General features: G+C 57.7%; 23 protein-coding genes and 1 tRNA gene. 12 read left to right on the forward strand and 12 right to left on the reverse strand.

Annotated features, from left to right (window positions below):
- Positions 1–20 precede the first annotated feature (20 nt).
- Positions 21–1,211: a DNA recombination protein RmuC gene (locus tag HWX89_RS10315; protein ID WP_178340696.1), complete on the reverse strand. Its 1,191-nt coding sequence runs from the start codon at positions 1,209–1,211 to the stop codon at positions 21–23.
- A 145-nt stretch (positions 1,212–1,356) separates the two neighbouring features.
- On the opposite strand from HWX89_RS10315, the gene def reads away from it, so the two are divergent.
- From def to truA, 3 genes are read left to right on the forward strand one after another with little or no spacing between them, the layout of a single operon-like run.
- Positions 1,357–1,869, forward strand: a complete 513-nt coding sequence (gene def, locus HWX89_RS10320) for a peptide deformylase (RefSeq protein WP_138794398.1) — start codon at positions 1,357–1,359, stop codon at positions 1,867–1,869.
- Between the two features lie 51 nt (positions 1,870–1,920).
- Positions 1,921–2,856: a methionyl-tRNA formyltransferase gene (fmt, locus tag HWX89_RS10325; RefSeq protein ID WP_138794399.1), complete on the forward strand. Its 936-nt coding sequence runs from the start codon at positions 1,921–1,923 to the stop codon at positions 2,854–2,856.
- A complete protein-coding gene (gene truA / locus HWX89_RS10330; RefSeq protein ID WP_138794400.1) occupies positions 2,856–3,656 on the forward strand; it encodes a tRNA pseudouridine(38-40) synthase TruA in 801 nt (266 codons plus the stop codon). Before fmt ends, truA begins: the two co-directional genes overlap by 1 nt.
- A 2-nt stretch (positions 3,657–3,658) precedes the next feature.
- Here the strand turns inward: truA and HWX89_RS10335 are convergent, their stop codons facing one another.
- The 3 genes from HWX89_RS10335 to dapD are packed head-to-tail and all read right to left on the reverse strand — an operon-like array spanning position 3,659 to position 6,307.
- Positions 3,659–4,255, reverse strand: coding sequence for a hypothetical protein (locus tag HWX89_RS10335; RefSeq protein WP_138794401.1), 597 nt, complete (start codon positions 4,253–4,255; stop codon positions 3,659–3,661).
- A complete protein-coding gene (gene dapE / locus HWX89_RS10340; RefSeq protein ID WP_138794402.1) occupies positions 4,239–5,435 on the reverse strand; it encodes a succinyl-diaminopimelate desuccinylase in 1,197 nt (398 codons plus the stop codon). The genes HWX89_RS10335 and dapE overlap by 17 nt, the downstream gene beginning before the upstream one ends.
- 17 nt (positions 5,436–5,452) lie before the next feature.
- Positions 5,453–6,307 carry a 2,3,4,5-tetrahydropyridine-2,6-dicarboxylate N-succinyltransferase gene (dapD, locus tag HWX89_RS10345; protein WP_138794403.1) on the reverse strand — a complete coding sequence of 285 codons (855 nt, stop codon included), beginning with the start codon at positions 6,305–6,307 and terminating at the stop codon, positions 5,453–5,455.
- A gap of 135 nt (positions 6,308–6,442) precedes the next feature.
- Here dapD and HWX89_RS10350 point away from each other — a divergent pair, with 135 nt between their 5' ends.
- Positions 6,443–7,303, forward strand: coding sequence for an LOG family protein (locus tag HWX89_RS10350; RefSeq protein WP_138794404.1), 861 nt, complete (start codon positions 6,443–6,445; stop codon positions 7,301–7,303).
- Positions 7,304–7,470: 167 nt separating this feature from the next.
- The gene (locus HWX89_RS10355; RefSeq protein WP_138794405.1) at positions 7,471–9,801 is read left to right on the forward strand and encodes a methyl-accepting chemotaxis protein; all 2,331 of its coding nucleotides are present in this window, start codon (positions 7,471–7,473) and stop codon (positions 9,799–9,801) included.
- 67 nt (positions 9,802–9,868) lie between these two features.
- Here the strand turns inward: HWX89_RS10355 and HWX89_RS10360 are convergent, their stop codons facing one another.
- On the reverse strand, positions 9,869–10,813 hold the full coding sequence (locus tag HWX89_RS10360) for a nucleoside hydrolase (RefSeq protein WP_138794406.1): 945 nt from the start codon (positions 10,811–10,813) through the stop codon (positions 9,869–9,871).
- Between the two features lie 194 nt (positions 10,814–11,007).
- On the opposite strand from HWX89_RS10360, the gene HWX89_RS10365 reads away from it, so the two are divergent.
- Both HWX89_RS10365 and HWX89_RS10370 read left to right on the forward strand, forming a co-directional pair.
- Positions 11,008–11,439 (forward strand): Hsp20 family protein, encoded by a 432-nt coding sequence (locus tag HWX89_RS10365; protein WP_138794407.1) that lies wholly within the window; start codon positions 11,008–11,010, stop codon positions 11,437–11,439.
- A 53-nt stretch (positions 11,440–11,492) separates the two neighbouring features.
- Entirely contained in the window at positions 11,493–11,750 is a 258-nt protein-coding gene (locus HWX89_RS10370; protein ID WP_138794408.1) for a BQ00720 family protein, read from the forward strand.
- A gap of 96 nt (positions 11,751–11,846) precedes the next feature.
- Here HWX89_RS10370 and HWX89_RS10375 read toward each other — a convergent pair whose 3' ends face one another.
- Both HWX89_RS10375 and HWX89_RS10380 read right to left on the reverse strand, forming a co-directional pair.
- The gene (locus HWX89_RS10375) at positions 11,847–12,446 is read right to left on the reverse strand and encodes an EF-hand domain-containing protein (protein WP_138794409.1); all 600 of its coding nucleotides are present in this window, start codon (positions 12,444–12,446) and stop codon (positions 11,847–11,849) included.
- A 112-nt stretch (positions 12,447–12,558) separates the two neighbouring features.
- Positions 12,559–13,290, reverse strand: a complete 732-nt coding sequence (locus HWX89_RS10380; protein WP_138794410.1) for a pyrimidine 5'-nucleotidase — start codon at positions 13,288–13,290, stop codon at positions 12,559–12,561.
- A gap of 106 nt (positions 13,291–13,396) precedes the next feature.
- On the opposite strand from HWX89_RS10380, the gene HWX89_RS10385 reads away from it, so the two are divergent.
- A complete protein-coding gene (locus tag HWX89_RS10385) occupies positions 13,397–14,299 on the forward strand; it encodes an EamA family transporter (RefSeq protein WP_138794411.1) in 903 nt (300 codons plus the stop codon).
- Between the two features lie 48 nt (positions 14,300–14,347).
- On the opposite strand, the gene argB is transcribed toward HWX89_RS10385, so the two are convergent.
- On the reverse strand, positions 14,348–15,235 hold the full coding sequence (gene argB / locus HWX89_RS10390; RefSeq protein ID WP_138794412.1) for an acetylglutamate kinase: 888 nt from the start codon (positions 15,233–15,235) through the stop codon (positions 14,348–14,350).
- A gap of 290 nt (positions 15,236–15,525) precedes the next feature.
- Here argB and HWX89_RS10395 point away from each other — a divergent pair, with 290 nt between their 5' ends.
- Entirely contained in the window at positions 15,526–15,903 is a 378-nt protein-coding gene (locus tag HWX89_RS10395; RefSeq protein WP_138794413.1) for a hypothetical protein, read from the forward strand.
- A gap of 13 nt (positions 15,904–15,916) precedes the next feature.
- Here HWX89_RS10395 and yihA read toward each other — a convergent pair whose 3' ends face one another.
- From yihA to rpmH, 4 genes are read right to left on the reverse strand one after another with little or no spacing between them, the layout of a single operon-like run.
- A complete protein-coding gene (yihA, locus tag HWX89_RS10400; RefSeq protein WP_138794414.1) occupies positions 15,917–16,570 on the reverse strand; it encodes a ribosome biogenesis GTP-binding protein YihA/YsxC in 654 nt (217 codons plus the stop codon).
- On the reverse strand, positions 16,567–18,366 hold the full coding sequence (gene yidC, locus HWX89_RS10405; RefSeq protein ID WP_138794415.1) for a membrane protein insertase YidC: 1,800 nt from the start codon (positions 18,364–18,366) through the stop codon (positions 16,567–16,569). Before yidC ends, yihA begins: the two co-directional genes overlap by 4 nt.
- Positions 18,366–18,749, reverse strand: a complete 384-nt coding sequence (gene rnpA / locus HWX89_RS10410; protein ID WP_138794416.1) for a ribonuclease P protein component — start codon at positions 18,747–18,749, stop codon at positions 18,366–18,368. The genes yidC and rnpA overlap by 1 nt, the downstream gene beginning before the upstream one ends.
- Positions 18,750–18,784: 35 nt before the next feature.
- On the reverse strand, positions 18,785–18,922 hold the full coding sequence (gene rpmH / locus HWX89_RS10415) for a 50S ribosomal protein L34 (protein WP_003493611.1): 138 nt from the start codon (positions 18,920–18,922) through the stop codon (positions 18,785–18,787).
- A gap of 358 nt (positions 18,923–19,280) precedes the next feature.
- Here rpmH and HWX89_RS10420 point away from each other — a divergent pair, with 358 nt between their 5' ends.
- The 3 genes from HWX89_RS10420 to HWX89_RS10430 all read left to right on the forward strand — a co-directional run bounded on the left by HWX89_RS10420 (position 19,281) and on the right by HWX89_RS10430 (position 23,246).
- Complete coding sequence (locus HWX89_RS10420) at positions 19,281–21,305, forward strand: methyl-accepting chemotaxis protein (protein WP_138794933.1); 2,025 nt, start codon at positions 19,281–19,283, stop codon at positions 21,303–21,305.
- A 288-nt stretch (positions 21,306–21,593) separates the two neighbouring features.
- Complete coding sequence (locus HWX89_RS10425; protein WP_246705144.1) at positions 21,594–22,952, forward strand: sensor histidine kinase; 1,359 nt, start codon at positions 21,594–21,596, stop codon at positions 22,950–22,952.
- 217 nt (positions 22,953–23,169) lie between these two features.
- Positions 23,170–23,246, forward strand: a tRNA-Arg gene (locus HWX89_RS10430).
- The last annotated feature ends 154 nt before the right edge of the window (positions 23,247–23,400 follow it).

The following is a 23,400-nucleotide window of genomic DNA, read 5'->3' on the forward strand; positions in this document are numbered from 1 at the left end:
GGCGACTTTGCCCGAGACGGTCACTCGTCGTCAACTACCCTGAGCTTGGTCATCCCCGCTCTGTTTTCAACGAAACGACGCGGCTCGGTTTCGGGCCGCGATATTTCCTTCTCCTTCGGAGAGAAATCCAACCCTTCAATTTTCTGGCCGCGCGCCAGAACCTTGTCCGAGGATATCAGCATCATGTCGATGTCTTTTTGGGCCAGCCCGAAATGCGCCTGCAGCTTGCGCGTACGGTCATCCAGACGCCGCACGTCATCCATCAAAAGTGCGACTTCACCTTGAATGAGATGTGCTTGCTCGCGCATGCGCTGATCCTTCAGCACGGACTGAATGACCTGCACCGACAACATCAGCAGGGACGGCGACACGATCACGACGCGTGAGCGATGGGCACGCTGCACCAGATATTCGAAATGCTGGTGGATATCCGCAAAGATCGATTCCGAGGGCACGAAAATAAACGCCGTATCCTGGGTTTCTCCCCGAATGAGATATTTCTCGGCCACATCGCGGATATGTACCTCCATATCGCGGCGAAACTGCTGGGTGGCCAGACGCTTGGCATCGGGAGATTCATCGGCCTTGATAGCGTTCCATGCTTCAAGTGGAAACTTCGCGTCGATCACCAGAGGTGGCGCGTTATTCGGCATCTTGATGGTGCAGTCCGGCCGGTAACCGTTCGATAGCGTCGGTTGTAACTGGTAGGACCCATCCGGAAGCGCGTCGGCAATCAAGGCCTCCATGCGTGCCTGTCCGAAAGCGCCGCGAGTCTGTTTGTTGGAAAGGATCGCCTGAAGTCCGATCACGTCCTTCGCGAGATCCTGGATATTGCCCTGCGCGGCATCGATTACGGCCAGTCGTTCCTGCAGGCGGCTCAGATTTTCATGGGTAGACTTGGTTTGCTCGGTCAGAGTGTCACCAAGCCGTTGCGACATGCCGTCCAGCCGCTGGTTTAGCGTCTGGCTCATTTCATTCTGTCGCGCACCCAGTGTTTCGCCCATGGCTGCGATGCGGCCGTGCAGCTCCGCCTGCGTTTTCAGGAGGTGAGAAATCTCGTCATTCTGCGACGTTCCTTTTCGACGGCCGGAAGACAGCAGCCAGAACATTGCCAGCCCCAGCACCAGCGCGACAAGCAGGGCGCCGAAGCTGATATCGACGGAACCGGCACGCAACGCTGGGGCGAGTAGAACGGAAAGATCGAGGTTCATAACCAAATCTAGCAGGTTTCTTGTGATTCGTAAGATCAAAACAAGAACATTCCTGCGGCGAAAATGAGTCTGCCGGTCGTCGCGGATGGTAATGAAATGGCGTGTTTTTTATTTCCTCTGCGCACGAGATACGTTATGGGAAGCCATGAGCATCAAACCACTTATCATTTTGCCAGATCCCGTGTTGCGCCAGCAGTCGAAGCCCATCGAACAGGTGGACAGCGACGTGTTGCGCCTTGCCGACGACATGCTGGAAACCATGTATGATGCGCCGGGCATTGGCCTCGCTGCCATTCAGGTCGGCGTGGCGCGGCGCATGCTGGTAATCGACGTTTCGCGTGAAGACGAAGAAAAAAAGCCGATCGTTTTCATCAACCCTGAGATCCTCAAGGTTTCCGACGACATCTCGACCTACGAAGAGGGTTGCCTCTCTATCCCGGATTACTACGCCGAGGTTGAGCGCCCCGCTGCCTTGACGGTTCAATATGTCGATCGCGATGGCAAGCAGCAGACGGTCGAGGCCGATGGCCTTCTGGCGACTTGCCTGCAGCACGAGATCGATCACCTGAACGGCGTCCTCTTCATCGATCATATTTCGCGCCTGAAACGCGACATGGTTATCAAGAAATTCACGAAACTGGCTCGCGCCAAGGTGTGATTCCGGCTTTTCGCCGGACATCGCAGCAACGATTGCGGGCAGGGGGCGATCATGGCTCTACGTATCATCTTCATGGGAACGCCGGAATTTTCCGTGCCGACTTTGCGGTCGCTGGTGGATGCCGGTCATGAGGTCGTTGCCGTCTACACGCAACCGCCGCGCCCCGGCGGTCGCCGTGGCCTTGATCTTCAGAAATCGCCGGTGCACCAGGTCGCTGAACTGCTTGGATTGCCCGTCCTGACGCCCTTGAACTTCAAGGCAGAAGAGGACCGTCAGCAGTTCCGCGATTTTCAGGCTGATGTCGCGGTGGTGGTTGCCTATGGGCTGCTGCTGCCAGAGGCGATCCTGAGCGGTACCCGGTTGGGCTGTTACAATGGTCACGCCTCGCTCCTGCCGCGTTGGCGCGGTGCTGCCCCCATCCAGCGCGCAATCATGGCGGGCGATGCCGAAACCGGCATGATGGTCATGCAAATGGAAAAGGGGCTCGATACTGGCCCGGTTGCCCTGACGGCAAAAGTAGCGATCGGTGAAAACACGACCGCAGGTGAATTGCACGACAGTTTGATGCTGGCGGGTGCGCGTCTTATGGCGCAGGCTATGGAAAAGCTGGAAGCCAACGAACTGCCGCTGACGCCGCAGGCGGAAGACGGTGTTCTCTACGCATCGAAGATCGACAAGGGGGAAACCCGCATCGACTTCTCGCGGCCATCGGAAGATGTTCATAACCACATACGCGGCCTCTCACCGTTTCCTGGCGCGTGGTTTGAAATGCAGATCGGCGGCAAGGCGGAGCGCGTCAAGGTTCTCGCCAGCGAACAAGCATCAGGCATGGGAGAAGCCGGCTCGGCATTGGATGACGCCCTGACCGTCGCCTGTGGCAGTGGCGCGGTCCGGTTGGTGCGCCTGCAGAAGGCTGGCGGAAAGCCGATGTCGGCGTCTGACTTCCTGCGTGGAACCCCGGTTTCTGCCGGGACGAGGCTTAACTGATGCCACGTTTCCGGATGACCGTCGAATATGACGGCACGCCCTATGTCGGCTGGCAGCGGCAGGACAATGGCCAATCGGCGCAGGGAGCCCTGGAAGGGGCAATCCTGTCGTTGACCGGCGAAAAAGTGTCTGTGCGTGGTGCAGGTCGTACGGATTCCGGCGTCCACGCCATGGGGCAGGTCATCCATGCTGATCTGTCGCGTGAATGGCAGCCCTACAAGCTTCGCAATGCCCTGAACGCGCATCTTTCCATGGCAAACGAGGCGGTGTCGGTTCTCGATGTGATGGAAGTGACCGAGGATTTCGACGCCCGTTTTTCCGCCCTTCGTCGGCACTATCTCTATCGCATCATTTCGCGGAAAGCCCGGCTTGCGCTGGAACACAAGCGCGCTTGGTGGGTACCGAAAGACCTCGATCACGAACGTATGCATGCGGCGGCGCAGATGCTCGTCGGCAGGCACGATTTTACCACTTTCCGCTCAGCACATTGTCAGGCGAACAGTCCGGTCAGAACGCTTGATCGTCTGGATGTCACGCGCAATGGCGATCTCATCGAAATACGCGCGACGGCGCAGAGTTTCCTGCACAATCAGATCAGGTCGTTTGCAGGCACGCTGAAACTGGCCGGCGAGGGGACGATGACGCCGGAAGACGTCCGTTCAGCCCTAGAGGCGCGTGACCGCAAGGCTTGCGGACCCGTGGCTCCTCCTGACGGACTTTACTTCATGCAGGTGGACTATCCCGATGTGATTCCGCCGCGCCGCCGATCTGAAGCTGAAGCAATCGACGACGGCGAATGATCTCAGCTCGGATAAACGCCGAGAAAGCGTTGCAATGCTTCGGACAACAGCATTCCTGGCACAAGCAACGTCATGACGATGGCTGAGACCAGTAGGGGTTGGTCGCGGATAAAGAACTTCACGATCCGCGAAAATGCAAAAACCAGCGACAAGAGAAGCGCCAGCCACAGAACCGCAATAACGCCCTGTAGCGCTGGGATGAAGAACGCAATCAGGATCAACGCCGCGTAGGCGTAGGAAAACGGAACAGACAGCCAGTTGACTGTCACCACCAGCGGCGGAAACTTCTCCCGGGCTCCGAAGATCAACAGCAACGCTCCGATCAGAAGCAGTGGCACGATCCAGCAGATCGCCTCCACCAGAGCCAGTCGAACGAAGAACAGCGCGCCTGTTCCCGTGCCGGGCGGGTACCCGGCGAGAAAAGCTGCCCGCAGCCATAGCCAGGAAATCAGCATGGCCGGCAGGCACCAGAGAGCGGAATAGAAAGAACGGGCCATGCCGCGATCCGTCAGGTCGAGATAGCGCGCACCTTCGTGGTTGCCGAGCAGCAGCAGCCACAATCCTCGAATATAAAGGCTTATCTCACTTGCCGTCGGCATGGGCGAACCAGCGTTCGATGAAGGTTTCGTAGATCCGCGTCAGCGTTTCCAGATCGGCAACGGCAACACGTTCGTCGACCATATGCATGGTCTGCCCAACCAGGCCAAACTCGACCACTGGGCAATAATCCTTGATGAAACGCGCGTCAGAGGTGCCACCTGTCGTCGACAGCTTCGGTTCGTTGCCGGTGACCTCCGCCACGGCGCCAGAGAGTGACGAAATCAGCGCGTTGTTGCGGGTCAGGAACACATGGCTGGGACGATCCGCCCAGACGATGTCGTATTTCACCGGCGAACGGTCAGGCCGTAACTGCCCCTCGGCTGCTGCAGCATCAAGGCGACGGAGGATTTCCGCCCGTAGGGTTTCGGCAGTCCAGGTATCGTTGAAACGGATGTTGAATGCTGCCGTCGCCTTTGCTGGAATGACATTCGTGGCGGCATTCCCGGTGTCGACGGTTGTTACCTCCAGATTGGAGGGCTGGAAGTTGTCCGTCCCGTGATCGAAGGGCGGGTACATCAGGGCCTGCGTCAGTTGCAGCAGCCCGCGAATGGGGTTGTCGGCTAGATGCGGGTAAGCGGCATGGCCCTGCACACCATGAACGGTGATACGGCCCGAAAGCGAACCACGCCGGCCGATCTTGATCATGTCGCCAAGCTGGTCGGGATTGGTTGGTTCGCCAACCACGCAGGCATCCCAGCTTTCGCCTTTGGCTGCGGCCCATTCGAGAAGCTTCGACGTGCCATTGACCGAAGGGCCTTCTTCGTCTCCGGTAATCAGGAAGGACACGGAGCCCTTTGGAGCCCCGTGTTTTTCGATATGGCGTGCAATCGCCGCCACAAAGCAGGCTATGCCACCTTTCATGTCCACAGCACCGCGCCCGAACATTTCACCGTCGGCAATCTCGGCGGCAAAGGGAGGGTGGCTCCATGCCGCTTCGTCGCCAACGGGGACAACGTCCGTGTGGCCTGCAAACATCAGATGCGGACCGTCGGTACCGAGCCGGGCATAGAGGTTTTCAACGTCCGGCGTCCCGGCTTCCGTCGCCATGACACGATCCACCTTGAAGCCGAGTGGCGAAAGCAGCGTGTCGAGCAGTGAGAGCGCACCGCCCTCTGCGGGCGTTACCGAAGGGCAACGGATGAGGGCGGCGAGATTGGCAACGGGATCGGTGGCGTTCATGTCGGTTCTACTTCGTGTCAGTCGCGCAGCAGTTCGTTGATGCCGGTCTTGGAGCGGGTCTTTTCATCGACGCGCTTGACGATGACGGCGCAATACAGGCTCGGGCCCGGCTCGCCGTTCGGGAAAGGCTTGCCCGGCATGGTGCCAGCGACGACGACGGAGTAGGGCGGCACTTCGCCATAGGTGATTTCACCGGTCGCACGGTCGACGATCTTCGTCGACTTGCCGATGAACACGCCCATGCCGAGCACAGCGCCTTCACGGACGATGCAGCCCTCGACAACTTCCGAACGGGCGCCGATGAAGCAATTGTCTTCGATGATGGTCGGACCAGCCTGAAGCGGCTCTAGAACGCCGCCGATGCCGACGCCGCCCGAAAGGTGAACGTTCTTGCCGATCTGTGCACAGGAGCCAACTGTCGCCCATGTGTCGACCATCGTGCCCTCATCGACATAGGCGCCGAGGTTGACGAAGGATGGCATCAGTACAACGTTCTTGGCAACATAGGCGGAACGGCGCACGACGGCGTTCGGTACGGCGCGGAAACCTGCGGCGCGAAACTGGTTTTCGCCCCAGTTCTCGAACTTCGAGGGTACCTTGTCCCACCAGGTCGATTCGCCCGGGCCACCGGTAACGATTTCCATGTCGTTCAGACGGAAGGAAAGCAGAACGGCCTTCTTCAGCCACTGGTTGACCTTCCAGTTTCCATCGGCCTGCTTTTCGGCAACGCGTGCCTTGCCGCCGTCGAGAAGCAGGAGTGACGTCTCAACTGCATCGCGGATTTCGCCTTTGGTCGATACGTTCACACTGTCGCGGTTGTCGAATGCGCTTTCGATGATGGTTTCGAGTGAGGTGAGATCGGCAAGGCTCATAGGAATTCCTTAAGGTCGCTTGTGGTCGTTGGTCGCGGATAAGGCCCGCGCCGCTGGAAGGCTATGGTCATTTGCTCTAAGGGAGTGTTTTAAGGGCGTCAACGTGATTTGGCGCGTGAGACGAAAGGCACGGAAATGGCAAGACTGAAAAACGGCAAGTTGCGGCGTAAAGATGGGGCATGGGACCCCCTGAAGCGCAGTGACGCGGACAAGCAGCAGGCCGAGGTGACGCCCAAGACACCACAGTCGGATTCGCCGTCGTATCGTCTGGCCTACGCGGACATGGATTTTCTCTGCCGCGAAGAATTACGCCCGGTAAGGCTTCAGCTTGAACTTCTGAAAACAGAGATGGCCCTGACTGAACGCGGCATCACCTCCACGGTGGTCATGTTCGGCGGCGCACGCATTCCAGCACCGGGAAATGATGCCTGGGCGGCACGCAACGAGACTCAGAAGCGCAACCTGGAAGAGGCGTCCGTCTATTACGACGAGGCACGAAAGTTCGCCCAGATCTGCACCAGTTACGGCGAGAAGTCCGGCCACCGCGAATATGTCGTCGTGACGGGTGGTGGGCCCGGCGTGATGGAAGCCGGCAATCGTGGCGCTGCGGATGTCGGTGGCCCCTCCATCGGCCTCAACATCGTTCTTCCACATGAGCAGGCGCCAAACGCCTATGTATCGCCGGACCTCAGCTTCAACTTCCACTATTTCGCCATCCGCAAGATGCACTTCCTCATGCGGGCAAAGGCTGTGGTCATCTTCCCAGGCGGCTTTGGTACGCTCGACGAACTCTTCGAGACGATCACTCTCATCCAGACCAAGCGCATGGCGCCGATCCCGCTGATCCTGTTCGGTGAGAAGTTCTGGCGTACGCTCATCAACTTCGAGTTCCTCGCTGATTTCGGCACCATTTCCCCTGAGGACATGGAGCTTCTGCACTTCGCAGAGACGGCGGATGACGCTTGGAAGATTGTTGCGGAGCACTACGAGCATTGACAGCGTGTTAACGCGGCATGGCAATTTTTAGCGGTTCATTAGCAAACACCGACTAGAGTTGCCCCGTCGCGTTGCAGCGCACTGTCCATTTGGACGGGCCTCCATGACGGAGAGAAGCAATCCGTTGACGCCGGCGTCTCAAGGCTGGCGATTTGATCGAGGCCAAAATGCTCAATTTCAAAGTGAGGTCGCTTGCGACCAAGCTGATCCTTGTGACTGGCTGTGCGATAACCGCTGTTCTGGTCGCATCCAATTCCTTCCTCATTTCCCAAACCAGTGATCGCGTCCACTCCCTGACGATGGATCAGGCCAATACCGAGGCGCGGGCGATTGCAAGCGTCATCGCGGCCGACGTCGGCGAATTGGGAAGTGCTGCCCGCTCCATGGCGGGCGTAATCGGTAGAGCTCACGAAGCCAAGTCGATGGATCGTCCGGGTATCGTCAATGTGCTCAAGGCGAATGTCGAGCAGAACGCTTTCGCATTCGGAAGCTGGTTCTGCGAGCAGATTGGCCTGTTTGACGGCCAGACGACCGAGATTGCCAACAGACCTGAACTCGGCACCAACGAAAATGGCGCCTTTGCTCCCTACTGGTCGAAGACACAGAAGGGGGAAATCCAGTTCTCTACATTCAAGAACGACTATACGGCGGAGTGGTATTCGCTCGTCGCCAAGACTGGAAAAGGCGCGATTACGCAGCCTTATCTGGCCGAAGGTACGGATGTCCCCACAACCATGACCTCGCTTGCCTATCCGGTCATCTCCGGTGGCAAGATGATCGGCGTTGCGGGTGTTGATATTTCGCTCTCGTCCCTCTCACAGAAGCTTGGCGCATTGCGTCCGTTTGAAACCGGTCGTGTGACCCTCGTTTCTCAAGGTGGACAGTGGCTCGTGCCACCGACACCGGAGCTGAACATGAAGGCCTATGACGGCGAAGGGGCAAGCACCGTTCAGGCTGCCATCACTTCCGGCAAGCAGGGGCTGATTGAAAATCTGGGCCTAAATACCGATACACCCTACAACCGCCTCGTCTATCCGTTTGCGGTGCCGGGGCTCAATGCTACCTGGGTCGTTCTGGTGGATGTTCCCCATCAGGCTCTCAATGCCCCGGTGCACGAGCAGACTTACATGATGATTGTCGGCGCGCTCGTTATCCTCGCTGCCGTCATCATGGCGCTCTACTTTGCTGTCCGTCACTTCGTCCGCAATCCACTTGCCGCTCTGGTCTCCGATGTTAAAACGCTGAGCGAGGGTCGTTACGACGTTCCGGTTTCAGGTCAGGAACGTACCGACGAGACGGGCGCCGTCGCGTCTGCACTGGAAGGGTTCCGGGCCAAACTTGCCGGAATCCGTGAAGTCGAGGCAGAGGCGGCGACACAGCGTGGGAATGCGGAATCCGAGCGCCAACGGTCCGAGATGGAGCGCAATGAGAACAATCGGATGCAGCAGCACATCGTTGCGGTCCTGGGTTCCGGCCTCAATGCGCTTTCCAACGGCAATCTTACCTATCGCATCAAGGAAGAGTTTCCCGGCGAATACGAGAAGCTGCGCAGTGACTTCAATTCCGCGCTCGCGAGCCTTGAGGAAACGGTTGCGACGGTCAACGCAACGGTCGTCAGTATCGGAAATGGCACAGGCGAGATCACCCGCGCCGCAAGCGATCTGTCGCATCGCACAGAACAGCAGGCTGCAAGCCTTGAAGAGACCGCCGCTGCCCTCAACGAGTTGACGGCTCAGGTCAATTCCAGCGCCGAAAACGCCGCGCAGGCCGCAGGTGCGGTCAGCCATGCCTGTGACGATGCCGGCAAATCCGGTGCCGTCGTACAGCAGGCGGTCAATTCCATGGAAGGCATCGCGCAGTCTTCGCAGGAAATTTCCCGCATCATCGGTGTCATCGATGAGATCGCATTCCAGACCAACCTTCTGGCTCTGAATGCGGGCGTGGAAGCCGCGCGTGCCGGGGAAGCAGGCAAGGGCTTCGCCGTTGTTGCGCAGGAAGTGCGTGAACTGGCTCAACGTTCCGCGACGGCCGCCAAGGAAATCAAGGCGCTCATCAATACCTCGTCGACGCAGGTCGGTGAAGGCGTGGAACTCGTTGGCCGCGCTGGCGAGACGATGAAGAAGATTGCCGATCAGGTCATGCAGATCAATCATCTGATCCGGCAGATTTCCGCCTCTGCGAGCGAACAGGCCGTTGGTCTCAAGGAGATCAACGCAGCCGTCAACCAGATGGATCAGGTCACTCAGCAGAACGCGGCCATGGTGGAAGAGACCACGGCAGCGAGCGTCACGCTGAATGGCGAGGCGGAGAGCCTGAAAGCCCTGGTTGCAGGTTTTGAAGTCTCCGGCAGCCGATCCGGCCAGCAGCTGCGAAATGTTGCGGCCGTCATGCGGACGCCTGCGGTGCCTGTCGCGGCGCAAACCCGCGCTACGCCTCGTGCCCGTCCACAGACACATGGTGCAAATGCGCTTGCTCAGGACGACTGGACGGAATTCTGAACCGTCTTTTCATTTAGAAAAGGCCGCCGAGATTCTCGGCGGCCTTTTTGTTTTTTACCAGAGCTGGTTAGAGGCGCGCGAAACGCTCGGTCAACAACTCGAAGAATCCATCGGAATCGACGTTGCGGATTACCAGAGCATTGGGCTCACGTTCGGTCACCCGCCACCAGTCAACAACCGTCATGCCCATGGTGAGCTCGGAGTTGACCTCGATCTCCACATTGCAGTCACGCCCCTGGAACAATTCAGGTTTCAGAAGGTAGGCAATGACGCTTGGGTCGTGCAACGGGCCGCCGTCAGAACCATATTTTTCGACGTCGAAACGCTCGAAGAATTCCAGCATCTCCGCCATGGCAATTGCCGGCTTGCTGCCGATATCGCGAATGCGGGCAACACGCTCTTTCGTCGTCAGAAGCTTGTGTGTCACGTCGAGCGGCATCATGACGATCGGAATGCCTGAGCGGAAGACGATGTCAGCGGCCTGCGGGTCGACGTAGATGTTGAATTCAGCGGCCGGAGTGATGTTGCCACCTTCAAAGAAGCCGCCTCCCATCATCACCAGTTCCTTGACGCGCCCGGCAATTTCCGGTGCCTTCTGTAGCGCCAGCGCGACGTTGGTCAAAGCGCCCAGTGTGCAAAGCGTCACGGTTCCGGCCGGTTCGCGCAGCAGCGTCTCGATCATGAAGTCGACGGCGTGCTGCGTTTGTGCAGCCATCGTCGGCTCATCGAGAACCGGACCATCAAGTCCCGTATTGCCGTGAACGTGTTCGGCAGTGATCGGCTTGCGCACCAGCGGCTTTTCCGCGCCTTCGTAGACGGGGATGTCGGTTCGGTTGCACAACTCGCAGATGATGCGAATATTGCGACTGGTCAACTTCAGCGGAACATTGCCCGCAACCGCACAGAGCCCGAGAATTTCCATTTCGTCTGGACTGGCGAAGGCAAGCATGATTGCTGCGGCATCGTCCTGACCAGGGTCTGTGTCTATGATGATTTTTCTGCGTTCTACCATTTTTTCCGCCTTTGGAGGTAAGGCGCTTTTGTCGAGCGGCAGACGCGCACTTGTCAAGTCTCAATGCTTGGGGTGCGCGCGCTGTCTTGCGCTTTGCTGTTCGCATTCCCATATTGCTTTAGCCGATCAATTCAATCGGCAAGGTTGCCGGTTTCGGGGCCGAAAACGTCGCTTGGTTGCAAGGACAGATCGAAATGAGCCGCATGACGCCATTCACTCACCCGCTTTTGCTGGGTTTCGATGCCATGGAAAAAACGCTTGAGCGCATGGCAAAAGCCAACGACGGCTATCCCCCCTATAATGTCGAACGCCTGCAGGGCAATGAGGTGACACCGGAACGCCTGCGCATCACCATAGCCGTTGCTGGTTTTTCGGAAGATGATCTCGATGTGAGCACGGCAGACAACCAGCTTATCATTCGTGGTCGACAACAGGATCAGGAAAAGGACAAGCGCGATTTTCTCTATCGCGGTATCGCCGCACGGCAGTTCCAGCGCGTTTTCGTACTGGCTGACGGTATGCAGGTGAAAGACGCGAGCTTGCGCAACGGCCTTCTCTTCATCGATCTCGTTCGCCCGGAAATCTCCAACGTAGTGAAGAAAATTAATATTTCCGTCTCAAAGTAGAACGTGAACGCCGGATTCGGACTTTCGTACGGTGTGAAGAAGGAGGCTGAAATATGCTTTTGAAAGAAGCGCATGCGCGCCTTACCCAGTCTCAGCTCGCCCATATCGGCGAAGGAGAAGTGGGATATATCCGCAAAATTCGGGCTGAAGACGTCAGCCGCTGTTTCCCGGAGGCGCCGGATCTTGATCCGCAGCTCGATCTCTGGGCGTTGTTTGGCGCGGATGGTACGCCGATCCTTTTGACCGACAATCGTTCCAGCACCTTCTTCAAGGCGGCTGAAGACGAGCTGACCACCGTCAGCCTGCATTAAAGCGCCAGACGCTTTACCACCGATTACGTTCAGATTTCTGGCGGTACGTTGGAAATTGAAAAGCCCGCCTTGTGAGCGGGCTTTGTCGTCTGTGGCTTAGAGGAACGGGCGGTCCGGCATGTCGTCGATCGAGATGACGCCGTCCTTGTTCCGGTCGAGACGTTCAAACATCTTCTCGCCCGCGCCGGTGAATTCGGTTTTGCTGAGCTGACCATTTTCGTCGGTGTCGGCCATGCGGATCAGCGCAAAGCCTGCGCCCTTGCCGCCGTGTTTGCCCCAACCGTGATGACCGAAACGACCACCCTGTTCGCGTTCCGCATGGCGTTCAGGACGCTTGTCGTCCGCCTTGGCGTTTTCGCGCTCGGGGCGCGGGTGCGCGGCGCGGAATGCTTCCATTTTCGCCTGACGGTATTCGCGCATTTCCTTGGGCGTGACGGTGCCGTCCTTGTCCTTGTCGAGTTCGGCGAACAGACCATCCTGGCGGGCGGCGAACTCTTCCTTGGAGATCTTTCCGTCCTTGTTGGTATCGGCAACCTTCAGCAGATGAACGAAGGCCGCTTCCTGGCGGATCGGCATGCGGTCACCGGGGCCTTTGCCCGGAGCGGGTGGAGCGGCAAAACTCGTCGTGACGGCGGTACCGAGAATGAGGGCTGCGCCGAGAGCAGAGAGGGTGATGTTGCGTTTTGATGTCGTCATAACCTTGTCTTCCTTTGGTGTGTCCCTGAAGAGAAGGTAGTGGCGGGCTGGCCCGCCTGCCACTTAAACATCCGTAAGGTGGATGAAGAAGTCGTAATGTTTTAACGCGGCTCTATTTTACTGGCGCCGGTTTGTCCGCCGTCAGACCGGTCAGAAATCCGGTTAGATCGTCGGTAATGTAGTCGATGTGTTCATCGGTCTCCGCCGGAATTTCCCAACGCTCCATGATGACGCCTTCAAGGTTCGACGGGACAAGCAGAACCGTTTTCATACCAAGCGTTTTCGGGGCGGCGAGATTGCGAGGCAGGTCCTCGAACATGGCCGCGCGTTTCGTGTCGAGCTTTGCGAGTGCTGCGAACTTTTCATAGGTAGCGCTCGCGGGTTTCGGCAGATATCCCGCCGCGACGATATCGAAAATATCCTCGAAATTATCGAGGATTCCGAGTGCTCCTGCTGCAGCCTGAGCATGCTTGACGCTGCCATTTGTCAGGATGAACTTGCGACCGGGCAATGCCTTGATGGCATCGCCGAGTTCCGGATGAGGCTGTAGTGCCGAATAGTCGATGGCATGCGCACGCTCCAGAAACTCATCCGGGCTGATGCCGTAGTGGATCATCAGGCCCTGCAGTGTCGTTCCGTGCTCGTGGTAATACCGCTTCTGCAAGGCACGTGCTTCGTCAGTGTCGAGTTGCAGCAACTCGGCGACATAAGCGGTCATGTTGCGATCGATCTGTGAAAACAGATTGATGTGATGCGGGTAGAGCGTGTTGTCGAGATCGAAGACCCATTCTGTGACATGGGAGAAATCGGCGAGATCGGGCAGGTTTTTCGGCTTCTTGTCCATCGTTGTTTTATGCAACGGCTTGGGCCGAAAGAAAATCAAAAAAGCAGGCCAGATTTCCGCTTTCCCGACCTTGGGTGCCCTTGCCTCGCATGCTAGCGCATTGTGCATGGAACTCTGGATACCCATCACCATCGCTGCAGCTTTCATGCAGAACCTTCGCTCTGCCCTGCAGAAGCACTTGCAATCGTCGCTCGGAACGCGCGGGGCCAGTTTCGTCCGCTTTGGTTACGGCTTTCCGCTGGCAATTCTCTATGTGGTCTTTTTGCGCTTCGGCTTGGGAGAGATGTTCCCAACCTTCAGCATCGGTTTTTTCGTATGGGCTGTGATCGGCGGATTGGCGCAGATCTTTGCGACCATGATGCTTGTGCATCTTTTTTCGCTGCGCAATTTTGCTGTCGGCACGGCCTATTCCAAAACGGAGCCGGTGCAGGCGGCGCTTTTCGGATTCATTCTGTTGGGTGAGAAGCTGACGACGGGATCTGTTATCGCTATCTTGGTTGGCGTCATCGGGGTGATGATTATTTCCATGGCGCGCATGCCTCTGTCCTGGCGCAACATTGCCGTCGCGATGACCAGTCGCACGGCTCTTCTTGGCATCGCCTCTGGAGGCGTTTTTGGCATTTCAGCCGTAGCCTATCGAAGTGCGTCGCTGTCTCTGGAGGGAGCCGGTCCCATCATCTCCGCGGCGGTTACGCTTGCCTGCGTGACCACGTTCCAGACAGCGTTCATGCTGATCTGGATGCTGTGGAAAGACAAAGGCGAAATAGTGCAGGTTCTTGTCACATGGCGCTCATCGTCGCTTGTCGGGATCGCAGGCGTTCTGGGATCGGCCTGCTGGTTCACGGCCATGACATTGCAACAGGTGGCCTACGTTCGTGCGCTGGGCCAGATTGAACTGGTCTTCACCTTCATGGCGTCATGGTTCCTGTTTCGCGAACGCATCAATGTCATGGAGGCAGGAGGATGCCTGTTGATCGTCACAGGCATCCTTGGTTTGCTATTCTGGTAGAAGCGCGCGCTGATCTCATCGCACTCAACAATAAACGAACGTTCCCTATCAGGGAACGATGAGCGTCCCTGCGCCGCCTTCGGTGAAGATTTCCAGCAGAACGGAGTGCGAGGCCTTGCCGTTCAGAATGACTACACCCTGGACGCCCGCCTTGATGGCGTCGATGCAGGTTTCGACCTTGGGGATCATGCCACCGGAAATCGTGCCATCCTTGATGAGCGCACGGGCCTGCGACACCGTCAGTTCCTTGATGAGTTCCTTGTTCTTGTCGAGAACGCCGGGCACGTCGGTGAGGAACAGCAGACGTGTTGCATTCAATGCCCCGGCAATGGCGCCCGCAAAGGTGTCGGCGTTGATGTTGTAGGTCGCGCCGTCACGGCCCGGAGCAACCGGTGCGATGACAGGGATCATTTCTGATTTTGCCAGAAGGTCGAGCAGGGTGCGGTCGACTTCGACGACTTCACCAACGAAACCGAGATCGAGAACGCGTTCGATGTTCGAATCTGGATCGATCACCGTCTTTTTCGCCTTTTCGGCGAATACCATGTTGCCGTCCTTACCGCAGAGGCCGATTGCCCACTCACCGGTCTGGTTGATGAGGGCAACGATCTCCTTGTTGATGGAACCGGCAAGAACCATCTCGACGATCTCGACGGTCTTGGCGTCGGTGATGCGCAAGCCACCTTCAAATTTCGATTCGATACCCATCTTGTTCAGCATTGCGCCGATCTGCGGGCCGCCGCCGTGAACGACGATCGGGTTCACGCCAGACTGCTTCAGCAAGGCAATATCTTCCGCAAAAGCTTTTCCGAGCGTGGCGTCGCCCATGGCGTGGCCGCCATATTTTACGACGATGGTCTTGTTCTCGTATCGCTGCATGAAGGGCAAAGCCTGTGCAAGCAGCCGCGCCTGTGTTTCGCTTTCGGAAGCAGTCATGAAAAAACCCCGGTCTGTGATTGCGGCCTTCAGATCGTCACCACGACCTGGAACCTCTCAACGCTCTAAAGCAAGTTTTTGACGGATGAAATAACGGCCGGGCGTTATTGTGGCGATGGAGCGTAAAATTCTGACCGAGCCTGCGGTTCGACGCGTAATATGATTGACATATAACGCCAATCGGACCAGCCTTGTCCGTGGAAGGGGAGGGGTTATTCAGCGGGGCGACATGATAACGCTGCCCGTCGCGACGCTGCGGCGGCCTGAACGACCGAGGAGTTCGAAAACATATGACGGTCCCGGATCGAGACAAGCGGAGTGGCCTGCGAGACGAAGTTCTCGCTGGCGAATACGTGTTGGGCGTCTTGCCTCCGGACGATATGGCGGAACTCGAAAGACGTGTCGGAAGCGACCGTCAATTCGCGGCGATGGTCAAACGCTGGCAGGAAAATCTGGCAGAAACCGAATATCGGGAAAAAGCCGCGATTGCCGTTCTGTTGAAGGATGAACCGGTTCGGCAAAAGCTTGTGTCCAGAGGGATGCCAAGCGGCAAGCGTGCGATGCTCGCTGCCATTTTGACCGAGGTCTGGAACTCGGTCCGGTTCTGGCGCCTGTTGGCGCTGACGGCGATGCTGTGGACCGCCGTCCTGCTTTTCTCAATCGCCTGATGCGTGGCGTTTCTTAGAGAGTGACCGTTCTCACGATCTCGGCGCGCAACGCATCGAGACCAGAAGATTTTTCCGATGAAGTCGCCAGCACTTCCGGGTAGGCGGCGGGGCGCTTGCGAATTTTTTCCAGCGTTTCGTTGATGAGACGCGGAACACCGGCTTCCTTGATCTTGTCGGTCTTGGTCAGCACGATCTGGTAGGATACCGCTGCCTTGTCGAGCAGGCTGAGGACCTCTTCGTCGTTCTTTTTGACGCCATGGCGGGAATCGATCAGCACATAGACGCGCTTCAGGGTCGCGCGGCCGCGCAGATAGTCGAAGACCAGCTTCGTCCAGGCGTCGACCTGATCCTTCGGCGCCTGGGCATAACCATAGCCGGGCATGTCGACCAGCGCCATGGGCGGCAGGTCGCCAGCTTCGCCGGAATAGCCTTCAGGGACGAAATAGTTCAGTTCCTGTGTGCGGCCCGGTGTGTTCGACGTCCGTGCAAGACCCTTGTGGCCAACCAGCGCATTGATGAGCGAGGATTTGCCGACATTGGAGCGGCCTGCAAAGGCAATCTCCGGCGGTCCCTCGGGCGGCAGGAATTTCATCGCGGGTACGCCGCGAATGAAAATCCAGGGACGCCCGAACAGGGGCTTTTCGTTGGCCACGCCGGTCTGCGTCATTTCGATTGCACCGGCTTTCGTTTGAACAACCCCTTGAGATTGTCAAACAGTTCTATCTTGGCACCGTGGCGCTTCATGATGACAGCCTGCTGCGTAACAGACAGCGTATTGTTCCATGCCCAGTAGATGACGAGACCTGCAGGGAAGGAAGCCAGCATGAAGGTAAAGACCAGTGGCATCCAGGTGAAGATCATGGCCTGGGTCGGATCTGGCGGCGTCGGGTTCATGCGCATCTGAACGAACATGGTGATGCCCATGATAAGCGGCCATACACCGATCATCAGGAAGTGCGGAACGTCGTAAGGCAGCAATCCGAAGAGGTTGAAGAGCGATGTCGGATCGGGCGCGGAGAGGTCGTGAATCCAGCCAAAGAACGGCGCATGGCGCATTTCGATGGTGACGTAGATGACCTTGTAGAGCGCAAAGAAGACAGGGATCTGCAGAAGCATCGGCCAGCAGCCGGCAACCGGGTTGATCTTCTCTTCCTTGTAGAGCTGCATCATCGCCTGCTGCATGGCCATGCGGTCATCGCCATGCTTGGCTTTCAACTCTTCCATCTTCGGCTGAACGCGCTTCATGTTGGCCATGGAAGCATACTGCTTGCTTGCCAGCGGGAAGAACAGAAGCTTCACGACAATGGTGGTGAGCAGGATGGCGACGCCGAAGTTGCCAAAATAACGGAAGAAGAAGTCCATCATTTTGAACATTGGCTTGGTGATGAAGTAGAACCAGCCCCAGTCGATCAGGAGGTCGAACTTCGGAATGGCATACTGCGACTCGTAACGGTCAACCAGCGGCACTTCCTTGGCGCCGGCGAAAACGAGGCTCTTCATTTCGATCGACTGGCCGGGCTCGATCGTCAGAGTGTCGGCCTTGAAGTCAGCCTGGTAACGCGGCTGGCCGTCGGTGAAATGCGAATAACGCGCTTCGAACGGCGTCGTCTGCGGCGGAACGATCGCTGCCGCCCAGTACTTGTCGGTGATGCCGAGCCAGCCGCCAGTTGCCTTGGCAACCGTAACAGGCGCTTCTTCGACGTCCTTGTATTTTTCTTCCGTCAGGCTGCCGTCGGCGCCGGAGACGCCGAGAAAGCCTTCGTGAATAACGAACACCGACGGCGTCGCAGGCTTGTTGTTGCGTGTAACGCGGCCATAGGTGGCAAAGGAAACAGCTTCCTGGCCCGGGTTCTCGACCTTGTCGGCGACCGTGATCATGTAATGCTCATCGATCGAGATGGTGCGCGAGAACAAAACGCCCTTGTCGTTTGTGTAGGTCAGGGTAACAGGCGTGGTTTCGGTCAGCTTGTCGCCGCTGGAAAGCGTCCAGACCGTCGCCGGTCCAGGCACCGAGCCAATCGCCGTACCGGCGATATAGCCGAGCTCGGCGAAGTAACCGTCCCTGGAGTCGGATGGGGAGAAGAGTGTGATGATCGGGCTCGAGTCATCTACGGTCTCATGGTATTCCTTGAGCCGGATGTCGTCGAAGCGTGCGCCCGTCAGGTTGATCGAGCCGGAAACAGCATTGGTGTCGATCGTGATGCGCTGGTTCTTGGCAAGAGATTCTTCGCGGGTCGCGGTTGCAGCCGGCTGAGCGGCGGAACCAGGCAGAGTACCCTGGGCAGGTGAGGTCTGCGTACCGGTCTGCTGTGCACTTTGCTGCGTTGTCTGCTGCTGCGCCTGGCGAGCCTCTTCGGCGCGGCGCTGCTGCTCAATGCGTGGGTTCATGTAAAGGAATTGCCAGGCAAGGACGATGACAACCGAAAGGGCTATCGCGATGAAGTAATTGCGGTTCTTTTCCATCATTCTTTCCTGGAGCGGGTCTCCTGGGACCGTTTCGGTTTCGCCGTTCCTTCAATCCGCTCGATCAGGAGCGACTGGAGTTTCGGGAAGGTTACATCAAGAACATCCCGGCGGGCGACAATCACATAATCATGGCCGGGCTTCATTGCGAATCCGGCAGAAAGCCTCACGGCCTCTTTCAGGCGGCGGCGCATGCGATTTCGCTCGACCGCGTTTCCCTGCCTTTTCGTTACGGTAAAGCCGACGCGTGGGTCGGTCTCCGGGGATTGGCGATTGAGCACTTCCATGAGGAAGATACCGCCGCGCCTTTTTTCTCCCGCCTGAACGGCAAGGAAATCCGACCGGTTTTTCAACCGGTCGGGTCTCTTTTTACTTTGCGTCATGTGCCCGCGACTTTCATCGGGCCACAGGGCGGCAATTAAGCCGACAGACGCGCGCGGCCACGCGCACGGCGGGCTGCGAGAACTTTACGGCCGCCAGCAGTTGCCATGCGGGCGCGGAAGCCGTGACGGCGCTTGCGAACAAGCTTGGACGGTTGGTAGGTACGCTTCGACATTTATTTAATACCGCGGTGTGCGGCCCTTCTTGAATTTGCACTATTTGCAAGAGCGTTTCGTTTTTTGCACGGCTGATCCCGCCTGGGCGAGCTTTCAAAGGCCGAGCGTGCGCGGCTTATAAGGGCATAGGGCAAGCAAAGTCAATCACCGAAGGGGTTTTGGCGGATCACCTCTTCGGGAAAATGCGATTCCTGTCGTTCATCTATGAACCGTCCCCGGCAAGAGATTCGGGCACTGGAGGAAAGATAAAATTCGAAATTCTTTCTTAACGCTGCATTGATAGATCTTGTAGCGAGAAAGGTTATGCCAGCTTCCTATTTTCTGAGCGGCTGGCATTTTCGCTGAGGGGGAATGATTTTGAGAATTCGTGGTCGTATCAATCTTCTTGTCGGGCTCATGAGCCTGGTCGCCTGCACGATTGGCGGGCTTTCCATCTATGCGGTCAGTGAATTCCGGGTCAGGACGGCAGAATTCGAAAGTGCTGCGGAACGCGCCTACAAGGGTGAATCCCTCAATCGTCTGGTGACCGCCGTCGTCATGGAAGCGCGCGGTATCTATGCGGCGCCCGATGCTGCAACCGCGGCCCCTTTCGCGGAAGGCATCGTCAAGAACCTCGATGCCATGGAAAATCTCATCGCAGCCTGGACCCCGCTCGTTCCGGCGCAGCAAAAAGCGGCATTTGACAATCTTGTCAGCCGTTTCAAGGAATTTAAGGCGTTCCGTCTGGAGACTGCGCGTCTTAGCAAGGAGGTTGGCCCTCAGGCCGCAAACCAGCAGGGCAACAACGACGCGAACCGCGCTAACCGCAAGGCCTATCAGGCGGAAATCGATGCTGTCGTGAAAAGCGACATCGCCGAACTCGGCGTCATTGAAAAAGGAATGGTGAGCTTCGGGACCATGATGTTCTGGGCCGTCGCCATCGTAACGTTCATCGGTATTCTGATCGGTGCGGCTTTCGGTCTTTACATTGGCACGCGGCAGCTTAGCCAGCCCATACGCAAGGTCTCGGACGTCATGAGTGCGGTAGCGGATGGCGACCTGGACGCTGACGTGCCTTACCTTGGTCGCAAGGACGAAATCGGCGAGATGGCCGCTGCCGTTGAAGTTTTCAAGCAGAACGGTCGCGCAATGCGTGACATGAATGCCCAGGAAGCGGCCATGCGGGCGAAAAGCGATGATCTGCAGGCCGGGATGGCGGTGGTCGTTGACGCCGCTGCTCAGGGCGATTTCCGTCGTCGGATTGAAAAGGATTACGGTGACGAAAACCTCAACCGTTTTGCACAGAACATCAATGCTCTACTCGTCGGTGTCGATAACGGCGTGTCCGAAGTCAGCCGCGTTATCGAAAGCCTTGCCCAGGGCGATCTGACGCGCTCGATGGAAGGCGATTTCCGCGGCGTTTTCGCCGGGCTGCAGTCAAACGTCAATCAGACGCTTCTGAAGCTGCGCGAAACCATGGGTGAGGTGCGCAGCAGCACCGAGGGTATCAGCGGCAACGCCAACGAACTTCGCTCTGCCGCAGACGATCTGTCGAAAAGAACCGAGCAGCAGGCCGCAGCCCTTGAGGAAACTTCTGCCGCGCTCGACGAGATCACCGCTGTTGTTCGCAATTCCACCGACCGTGCGCAGGAAGCCAGCCAGATGGTTTCCGAGGCAAAGGAAAAGACCGAGGAATCCTCCAAGGTCGTCGGCGATGCGGTTTCAGCGATGGATCGTATCGAGCAGGCTTCACGGGAGATCAGCCAGATCATCAATGTTATCGACGAGATCGCTTTCCAGACGAACCTTCTGGCGTTGAACGCCGGTGTGGAAGCCGCGCGTGCCGGTGAAGCCGGCAAGGGCTTTGCCGTCGTCGCTCAGGAGGTGCGTGAGCTTGCCCAGCGTTCTGCAACCGCTGCGAAGGATATCAAGGCGCTGATCACCAAATCCGGTGAGGAGGTTGGCCGTGGTGTCTCGCTGGTTCAAAAGACCGGCAATGCGCTGAGCGAAATCGAAACCCGTGTTCTCGCGATCAACGAGCACATCCATTCCATCGCGACAGCGGCCAGAGAGCAGTCCACGGGCTTGCAGGAAGTCAGTACCGCCATCAACCAGATGGATCAGGTCACACAGCGCAATGCCGCCATGGTTGAAGAGACGTCTGCAGCAACGCACAAGCTGAGCAGTGAGGCGGGCCATCTGGTAAGCCTCGTGGCGCGCTTCAAGCTGGGTGGCGAAGACGGTCAGGCTCATCTCCGCTTCAAACCTCAGTCACGCCCGGTTGCCGTGTCGGAGCGCTCAGCACCGGTGCCCTCGCCGGCGCGCAGGCTGGTCAGCAGTGTCGGTCGCGCAATGAATGGTCAGGCGGTTGCACAGGTGGATGGCGACTGGCAGGAATTCTGAGCAGAGCGCAACCGTTGCATCTCGTTGGAGCGCCGCCTTTTCGGGCGGCGCTTTTTTGCTGGCCCACGGCTTTGCCGACGCATTGGAAAAATGTTCGTTTGCTCCTATGATTGTATCCGCATTTGAATGAGCCGTTCCAAGAAACCGACGGCGGATACAGGACTGGCCCGGTTGTTTTCAAAAGGCGTAGACAGTTTGAAAGGTGAGGAGAGCGAGCCCGGCCCGGGTATAACGGGACTGACGGCGGGTCTTTCCGGTCGCCTGCTCTTGTTGACCGTGATCTTTGTCATGATTGCCGAAGTGCTGATCTTCGTGCCATCTGTCGCCAACATGCGCCTGTCCTGGCTGCGTGACCGGCTGAACACGGCCGCCGCCGCCGGCGCCGTGATTGATGGCTTGCAGGCGGAACTGCCGCAAAGCGTTCAGAACGACACCTTGATGGCGACAGGTGCCAAGCTCATCGCTCTGCGCAAGGATGGCACGTCGAGGCTCTTGGCTGCGGCTGAAACGCCCCCTGGTGTGGATGAGCAGTACGATCTTTCCGATGTCTCGCAGTTGACGGCCGTGCGGGACGCTTTCTCCACGCTGCTCTTCGGCGGCAACAGGGTAATCCGGGTTTTTGATGTCGTCGGAGACAGTGACACCATTATCGAACTGGTGATTGGTGAGTACAAGCTGCGGGCGGCGATGCTCGCTTATGCGCGCAACGTTTTCCTGATCTCGATCGTGCTGTCGTTGATAACGGCGGTGCTGATCTTCGTCTCCATAAACCGGATCATGATACGCCCCATCCGCCGCCTCACGCTCGGTATGCAGCGCTTCTCGGAAGACCCGGAAAACCCGGCCGGAATATTCGTGCCCGAGGACGGAAACGACGAATTGTCGGTTGCGGGTCGCCATCTCGCAGACATGCAGACACAGTTGCACAAGACCCTGCGGCAGCAGAAGAACCTTGCCGATCTGGGGCTCGCCGTCTCGAAGATCAATCACGACATGCGCAATATCCTGTCCTCTGCCCAGTTGATGTCTGACCGGCTTGTGGACGCGAAAGACCCGATTGTCCGAAGCTTCGCGCCGAAGCTGTTGCGGACCATCGACCGTGCCGTGGCCTATACGGGGGAGGTCCTTGCCTATGGTCAGGCGACGGAGGCCGCACCACGGCGCAGAATGAACAATCTCAGCGTGCTGGTGCAGGATGTTCGAGACATCCTGGCGATCGACCCTGAAAGCGGGATTGAGTTCGAGGATGATGTTCCCACGGATCTGATGGTGGATGCGGATGCGGAGCAGCTTTTCCGCGTCGTGCACAATCTCTGTCGAAATGCCGTTCAGGCCCTGCAGTCGGAGCCGTCGCTTGCGGCCTCGGCGCGGCTTTCCATCTCTGCACGCAAGACCGGGGGTGTCGTCAGCATCGTGATCGATGACAACGGCCCAGGGATGCCGCAGAAGGCGAGAGAGAACCTCTTTTCGGCGTTCCGGGGGTCGGCGCGTTCCGGGGGTACGGGACTTGGTCTCGTCATTGCCCGTGAATTGGTCCTTGCCCACGGCGGCACGATTGCGCTTGTCGAAAAACCTGGCTCTGGAACCCAGTTCCGTATCGAAATTGCGGATCGCCCTGCTTCGGTTCAGACCGCTAAAAGCGCCTGAGAATGCGGGACTTTGCCCAGTTCAAATGGGGCTTTTGGCCGTGCCAAAAATAGCGTCGTGAACCCTTCAAAAATTCCCGGAAAAGAAAAATCATTTAAAATCAAATAGATGGAATTATTGATACAGGAAAATGACAATTTCTCAGCAAAATCGCTTGCATTCGGAATGAGGACGTTTTAGAGGATCGCCACGCCACCGGAAACGACCGGAACGGCACGCACCCGTAGCTCAGCTGGATAGAGCACCAGACTACGAATCTGGGGGTCAGGAGTTCGAATCTCTTCGGGTGCGCCATTTCTCTTTCTCTTGAAAACGACTTGTTTGGCTCGCTGACACGCAGCTTGAGACCAGGAAGTTTCTTTGAGAGAAATCTCCTCCTGAATCTAATACACCGATTTACGAAATTCCCTTGGTGCGGTTCTGTGCCGATTTTTCGTTGCCCGAATCG

It is taken from the genome of Rhizobium sp. RM (assembly GCF_013390595.1).
GTDB lineage: Bacteria > Pseudomonadota > Alphaproteobacteria > Rhizobiales > Rhizobiaceae > Agrobacterium.